This window comes from uncultured Lutibacter sp., assembly GCF_937891065.1.
Taxonomy (GTDB): domain Bacteria; phylum Bacteroidota; class Bacteroidia; order Flavobacteriales; family Flavobacteriaceae; genus Lutibacter.
Genome location: NZ_CALAEQ010000091.1, coordinates 1 through 7,544, shown reverse-complemented (window position 1 = coordinate 7,544; position 7,544 = coordinate 1). Strand labels below are relative to the sequence as shown.

Annotated in this window: 8 protein-coding genes; 6 read left to right on the top strand and 2 right to left on the bottom strand. The window is 28.7% G+C overall.

The genetic code is table 11. The features are described 5' to 3' along the window. The 6 genes from Q0352_RS05175 to Q0352_RS05150 form a co-directional block, all read left to right on the top strand. A partial coding sequence (locus Q0352_RS05175) for a polyphosphate polymerase domain-containing protein (RefSeq protein WP_299524649.1) occupies positions 1–693 on the top strand: 693 nt, incomplete at its 5' end. Positions 694–704: 11 nt separating this feature from the next. Continuing rightward, a complete protein-coding gene (locus Q0352_RS05170; protein ID WP_299524646.1) occupies positions 705–1,307 on the top strand; it encodes a DUF4956 domain-containing protein in 603 nt (200 codons plus the stop codon). 26 nt (positions 1,308–1,333) lie between these two features. Beyond that, the gene (locus Q0352_RS05165) at positions 1,334–2,041 is read left to right on the top strand and encodes a DUF2490 domain-containing protein (protein WP_299524643.1); all 708 of its coding nucleotides are present in this window, start codon (positions 1,334–1,336) and stop codon (positions 2,039–2,041) included. Positions 2,042–2,139: 98 nt separating this feature from the next. Continuing rightward, positions 2,140–3,558 (top strand): CotH kinase family protein, encoded by a 1,419-nt coding sequence (locus Q0352_RS05160; protein ID WP_299524640.1) that lies wholly within the window; start codon positions 2,140–2,142, stop codon positions 3,556–3,558. A 96-nt stretch (positions 3,559–3,654) separates the two neighbouring features. After that, a complete protein-coding gene (locus Q0352_RS05155; RefSeq protein WP_299524637.1) occupies positions 3,655–4,767 on the top strand; it encodes a sensor histidine kinase in 1,113 nt (370 codons plus the stop codon). Beyond that, positions 4,764–5,477, top strand: a complete 714-nt coding sequence (locus Q0352_RS05150) for a LytTR family DNA-binding domain-containing protein (protein WP_299524634.1) — start codon at positions 4,764–4,766, stop codon at positions 5,475–5,477. The genes Q0352_RS05155 and Q0352_RS05150 overlap by 4 nt, the downstream gene beginning before the upstream one ends. 519 nt (positions 5,478–5,996) lie before the next feature. On the opposite strand, the gene hflX is transcribed toward Q0352_RS05150, so the two are convergent. Both hflX and Q0352_RS05140 read right to left on the bottom strand, forming a co-directional pair. Beyond that, positions 5,997–7,211 (bottom strand): GTPase HflX, encoded by a 1,215-nt coding sequence (gene hflX / locus Q0352_RS05145; protein WP_299524631.1) that lies wholly within the window; start codon positions 7,209–7,211, stop codon positions 5,997–5,999. 49 nt (positions 7,212–7,260) lie between these two features. Then, positions 7,261–7,544: ATP-binding protein (locus tag Q0352_RS05140; protein ID WP_299524628.1), on the bottom strand; the 284-nt coding region annotated here is incomplete at its 5' end.

The window sequence follows — 7,544 nt, the reverse complement described above, 5'->3', positions numbered from 1 at the left end:
ATGGATAGTGTTTCATTAATGAAACGAACAGACACCAAATTTGTAATTCACGAAAAACAATTAATTGAAGTTTTAGAAACTATTAAAGACCAATACAAAGTTCTTCAAATTAATGAGAATAGAATGATGACTTATTCATCACTATACTTTGATACGGAAGACAAAAAGTTCTATAACGATCATCATAATGGAAAAATAAACAGAACAAAAGTTAGAATGCGAAAGTACGTTGAATCTGACATTTGCTTTCTTGAAATAAAACAAAAAGATGGTAAGGGAAAAACCACAAAATCTAGAATTCAAATTAAAGACTTTGAAACAAATTTATCAAAAACCTTACTAGATTTTATTTATAAAACCACTTCAGAAAAAATGGAATTAATACCAATTATCTGGAACAAATTTAATAGAATAACCTTAGTAAACATTGAAGCGAAAGAAAGACTCACCATAGATTTGAATCTTTGCTACAAAATGGACAAATATGAAAAAGACTATTCAAATTTAGTAATTATAGAAGTAAAACAAGAACGATTTAATAGAACTTCTCCAGTTGTAAAAGCACTAAAAAACAAATGCATAAACCCTTATAGTATTAGTAAATATTGTATGGGAATGACGCATATATATCCGCAATTGAAATACAATAGATTCAAAAGAAAACTTATTAAAATTAATAATTTAACTGCTTAACACCTTTACAAATGGAATTTTTAGAGATACCCCTTTTTGATGATGATTTTTTTAAAATGATGTTTAGATTCGTTATCAATTTTACATTTTTAACCCTTATAATACGTTTCATTTATTATCCTTATTCTAAACGTAAAGATTATGTATTTACATATTATTTAATCAGCGTCATCGTATTTTTTCTATGTTTTACACTAAAAAAGTATGAGCTAGATATTGGAATGGCTCTTGGATTATTTGCCATTTTTGGAATTATTCGTTACCGAACAGATGCTATTCCTATAAAAGAAATGACCTATTTATTTGTGGTTATTGGTGTGTCAGTAATCAATTCATTAGCTAATAAAAAAATGAGTTATGCTGAAATTATGGGAGCCAATACAATTATCATTATCATTCTTGTACTTATTGAAAGGTATTGGGCTTTAAAGCAAGAAGAATCAAAATCTATTGTTTATGAAAACATTGAAAACATAAAGCCTGAAAATTACGAAATACTTAAAAGTGATTTAGAAAAAAGAACTGGTTTAGAAATTAATAATGTTACAATTGGTGATATAGATTTCTTACGAGATATCGCTAAAGTTACCATTTTCTATTTCAAAGTAAAATAAAATTAACCTCCAAAACACATCAACAAATGGCAACTAAAATAAATAATTCAACCGTTTTACTTTCAATCCTTTTAATTGTAATAATTACCAATTTTGGATATTCTCAAAATAGTGACTTGGCCAATTGGACCACCATTGGACTTGAATATAAATTAAATAAAAAGTGGAGTTTTGGCATTGAAGAGCAACTTCGTTTAAAAGAAGATATTTCTACAATAGATGAATATTTCACACAACTTAATGCGGAATATTCAATTTCTAAAAAATTTACACTTGGAGCAGGATTAAGATTCATTAAAGAAAATGATACTGATGGTAACATTCAAGGATATGAAAATCATTTTAGATTTAATGTAGATGCATCATACAAACATAAAATTAACGATTTTACACTTAAATACAGGTTACGCTATCAAAATAAAAACGAATTAGGAGTTAGCAATTCAGAAGGTGATTATGCCAATCAACATATTCGTTTTAAGACAGCTATTGAATACAACTTTAAAAATTGGAAATTAGATCCTAAATTTTCAGCTGAAATTTTTAATCATTTTGAAGAGGGAGAAAAGAACGGATTCGATAAATATCGTCTGACTTTAGGAACCGATTACAAATTAAAAAACTCAGGAACAATAAATTTGTTTTACAGCATAGAAAAAGAGCTTAACGAGAGTATTCCAAAAACAACTAATATAATAGGGTTAAAATATACGTACACTATTAAAAACAAATAAAACATTATTCGTAGATAAAAACTACCAGTTGGTTGATTTTTTTTTCAAAAACATTAAAAAATATGGAGCTTTACTTCAAATAAATTAAACAATAAAAAATGAAAAATTCAATTTTAAAACTAACAACAATATTAAGTATGTTGTTACTAGCGGGTTACTTATTTATAAGCTGCTCAGATAATGATTCAATTGCAGAAACAGTTGTTGAAGACACAAATACAGAAGTACAAATTACAGATCTTGATTTTGACCCAACTGATTGGACAGATGAAACACATAGCAAAAGTGCCGACCCTAATTTTAATGAAGTATTTAGTGATATTGAAGTAAAAAGATTTGACTTTGTAATTTCAGAAGATAACTGGGAAGCTATGCTAAATGATATGACAAGTTTATATGGTACATTTGGCCAAGGTGGTGGAAGCTCTAGTTTTTCAGATGAAGATCCTATTTTTGTACCTGGGTCAGTTTTATACAATGGTAAAGAATGGTATAAAGTAGGTTTGCGTTTTAAAGGGAATTCTAGCCTAGCAAGTGCTTGGGGTTCAGGAATTTTAAAACTATCATTTAAAATGGATTTTGATGAATATGAAGATGATTACCCACAAATTGATAATCAACGTTTTTATGGTTTTAAAAAATTCAGTCTAAAAAATAATTATGATGATGCTTCACAATTAAGAGAAAAAGTAGCTGCTGAAGTATTCAAAGATGCTGGACTAGCAGTTTCAAATACTGCTTTTTACACTTTATATGTTGATCACGGAGATGGACCTGAGTACTTTGGGTTGTATACCTTAGTGGAGGAAGTAGACAACACAGTAATTAAAACTCAATTTTCAAGTAATGATGGTAATTTATACAAGCCTGAAGATTATGGCTCAAGTTTTGCGGAAGGCACTTTTAATGAAGACGGTTTTGAAAAGAAAACAAATGAAGATGAAGTCGATTGGACAGATATTAAATCAGTTTTCACAGCCTTACATGATGATTCAAGAACAACTGATGCTGCATCATGGAGAACAGGTTTAGATGCGGTCTTAGATACGGATGTGTTTCTTCATTATTTAGCGGTAAATACAGTAATTCAAAACTGGGATACCTATGGACTTATGGAGCACAATTATTATTTATACAACAATCCTGATAACAATTTACTTACTTGGATTCCTTGGGATAATAATGAATCCCTTCAAGAAGGAAAAAGGGAAGGTGCTTTAAATTTAGATTTTTCAGATCTTTCAGGAGATTGGCCATTAATTGAATATTTATATGACGACGATGTTTACAAAGCTAAATACGATGCTTATGTACAAGCTACTATAGATGGCCCTTTTGAAACTGCATACATTCAAGGTGTTTATGATACGTATGCCACTTTAGTTGAGCCTTATGCAACTTCTGAAATTTCAGGTTATACATTTTTAAATAGCAGTAGCTCATTTTACTCAGCAATTACAACATTAAAATCACACGCTTCAAGCAGAAGCTCAGCAGTTAATAATTATTTGAATTAAGTTAAGTTTTAATATCTTTGTTTGTACTCCCTCTTTTGAAAGTACAAACAAAGATATTTTTCATATAACTTTATATAATTTAGTAACAACTAAAAAATGAAACTTATAAAAAAACACTACAATTTTACTTTATTTGAGCCTTTTATAATTATTGCTTTTTGGGTATTATTATTTGCTTCGCCATTATTGTTTGGTAGATTTGAAAACCAAATTGAATGGGATGAAGTCTACACAGTTTGGATAAATTATTTACCATTACTTGGGTTATTTTTAGTGAATAGATTTGTGCTATTACCAAAGCTGTTTTTCAAACAGAAAAAAGCATTTTACTTTATAACTACTTCATTAATAATTTTAGTTATTTCAGCTACAATTTATAAAATGGACGGTAGATTAAACGAGCCTAACTTCCCTCCTCAAAGAGCTGAACGGATGAGCGAAAATAGGTCGCCTCCTATGTTTCAAGAAAGAAATTTTCCGCCACCATCAAATCAAGGACGAAACAAAAACCCTAAACCTATACCATTGTATGCTAATTTTTTAATACTTGCTATTTTGGTTGTTGGGTTTGATGCAGGTTTACAAATATCAATGCGTTGGGCAAATTTAGAGCAGGAAAAAGTAACTATTGAAAAAGAAAGTGTAGAAAACCAATTGGCATTTTTAAAGAATCAGGTAAGTCCGCATTTCTTTATGAATACGCTTAATAATATTCACGCATTAGTTGATATTGATGCTGAAGAATCTAAAAAAGCCATTATTAAATTATCTAATTTAATGCGTCATTTATTATACGATTCTGAAGAAAAAATGACTCCAATTAAAAAGGAAATAGAATTTATAAATAGTTATATTGAATTAATGAAACTTCGTTTTTCAGACAAAGTAAAAATTAATGTCAAAATTCCTTTAGAAATTCCTAATAAATCTATTCCGCCGTTATTGTTTACTTCATTATTAGAAAATGCATTTAAACACGGAATTAGCTATAAAGAAGCATCCTTTATAAACATATCACTTTCCTTTATTGAAGGTCAACTTCAATTTTCAATAGAAAATAGTAACCACCCTAAAAAGGATAATGAAGCTTCTGGAATTGGTATAGAAAACACTAAAAAAAGATTAGCTTTATTGTTTAAAGATAATTTTGATTTTAATATTTCAGAAACAACAGCTATTTACAAAGTAAATTTAAATATTCCACTATGATACAGTGTATTGCAATAGATGATGAGCCTTTAGCATTAAGACAAATTGGAAGTTATATTGAAAAAACACCTTTTTTAGAGTTAAAAGAATCTTTTGAAAGCCCTTTAGATGCCATAACCTATTTGCAAGAAAATAAGGTAGATTTAATGTTTGTTGATATTAATATGCCCGATTTAAACGGGATGGATTTTGTGAAATCTTTAGACAATCCACCAAAAATAATTTTCACAACTGCTTATAGTGAATATGCGTTGGAAGGTTTTAAAGTAGATGCCATGGATTACTTGTTAAAACCTATTGATTATGCAACGTTTTTAAAAGCTTCAAACAAAGCGAAAAAGTGGTTCGATTTACAAAATTCAAAACTAGAACAAATTAATAGTGATGATGATTTTTTATTTATAAAATCTGAATATAAAATTTTGAAGGTTAAATTAAATGAAGTTAAATACATTGAAGGAATGCGCGAATATGTGCGTATTCATTTAACCAATGACAAACCAATTATGACTTTATTAAGTATGAAAGCTGTTGAGCAACAACTACCTAATAATAGCTTTATGCGTGTGCACAGGTCATATATTGTAAACTTAAAAATGATAACAACTATTGAACGAAATAGAATTGTTTTTGATAAAGTTTATATTCCTGTTAGTGAGCAACATAAAGAGGAGTTTCATCAATTTGTTGAAAAAAACTTCTTGAAGTAACGGTTTTTATAACATTTGTTGAACTTGAAAATTGGTTTGCTATATTCTAATTACAACCCTCAATTAAAGATCGTCACTTAAAATGCTTTCTAAAATTAAAATAAATGGTTGTTGAAAGAATAATACCAATTAAAGTAACAATCATGTCCAAGTTATCCCAAAATCCTAGTTTAAAAATAACATGAAGATATTCAATCATCAAAAAAATAAAAATATTGATGGCGTTGATTATCCAAATATACTTAGTAGTAAATAATGCTTTTTTAGTTTTATACAGCATAGGAATCACATAAAACATACCAATAAGTGTAAATAAAAAACTTGAAATTAAGTTAGGAAATGAACCCGCAAAAATTGTTAAATATTTATTGTCTATAGCATATAAGCTCACTCTATTTATATAAATGAGAACAAATAAAACATAAATAACTAAGACAAAATATTTTAAATATTGATAGGCTTTATTATTAAAAAGTAATTTACTCAAATTTCAAATATATTTCGCTCATTCCGGTTTATCTAATTACCTTCCTCAGTATATTCATCATATAAAAAATCATTATATGGAAATCGGGAGATATGAACTTTCTTTACTTCTTCAAAAACCTTTTCTTTGAATTCATCCATATTCTCTTTATTTAAAGCTGAGATAAACAGACAATTATTATCTAATTTATTCATCCAAGTTTTTTCCCACTCAGCCAACGTAAAATGATCTTTTGTTTTTTCTGTAACTAAATCGTCTTCATCAATTGTTTGATGTTGGTAGGCGTCAATTTTATTAAAAACCATTAAAGTTGGTTTATCAGCACTTTTAATTTCGTCTAAAATTTTATTTACAGATGCAATATGATCTTCAAAATTAGCATGAGAAATGTCAACTACGTGCAATAATAAATCAGCTTCACGAACCTCATCTAAAGTAGATTTAAAAGATTCTACCAATTGCGTTGGTAGTTTTCTAATAAACCCAACAGTATCTGTTAATAGAAAAGGAATGTTTTTTATGACTACTTTTCTAACAGTGGTATCTAATGTTGCAAATAATTTATTTTCGGCAAAAACATCGCTTTTACTTACAACGTTCATTAAAGTAGACTTTCCAACATTAGTATAACCAACTAAAGCAACACGGACCATTTTTCCTCGGTTTTTGCGTTGAACGGCCATTTGCTTGTCTATTATCTTTAGTTTTGATTTTAATAAAACTATTTTATCACGGATAATACGTCTATCAGTTTCAATTTCTGTTTCTCCAGGTCCACGCAATCCAATTCCCCCTTTTTGACGTTCTAGGTGTGTCCAAAGACGTGTTAATCTTGGTAATAAATATTGGCATTGTGCTAATTCAACTTGAGTACGTGCATAGCTTGTTTGAGCTCTTTTAGCAAAAATATCAAGAATTAAATTAGTTCTGTCTAGTACTTTACAGTTTAATACTTTTTCAATATTTCGTAATTGAGATGAAGAAAGTTCGTCATCAAAAATAGCAGTTTCAATATGATGAGTCTGCATATAGTCTCGTACTTCTTCTAGTTTCCCAGTACCTATAAAGGTTTTAGGGTGTGGCATTTCTAGTTTTTGAGTAAATCGTTTAACGGCAATTCCACCCGCAGTTAGCGTTAAAAACTCTAATTCATCTAAATATTCATTCGCCTGCTCTTCATCTTGATGTTGGGTTACTACACCTATTAAAACGGCTTCTTCAGATGTTACTTTTTTCTCTTCTATCATTTTACAAATTTACAAATTAGTTTACTCGAAAATAAGAAATGATACTTTTTTAATAAGGCAATGTGAAATAAAAGGTTGTTCCAACACTTTCTTCAGATTCTACCCATATTTTACCACCTAATTTAAGCATTAAACCTTTAGAAATACTTAGTCCTAATCCGTTTCCAATTTTAAAATCTTTATCGCCTGCTTGAGAAAAACGATCAAAAATCATTTCAAATTTGTTTTTTGGAATCCCACAACCAGTATCTTTAACATAAAACTCTAAAAATGAATTTTCAGGATGTTGTTTTAAATTATACCCAACTTCAATAAATCCTTTTTCTGTAAATT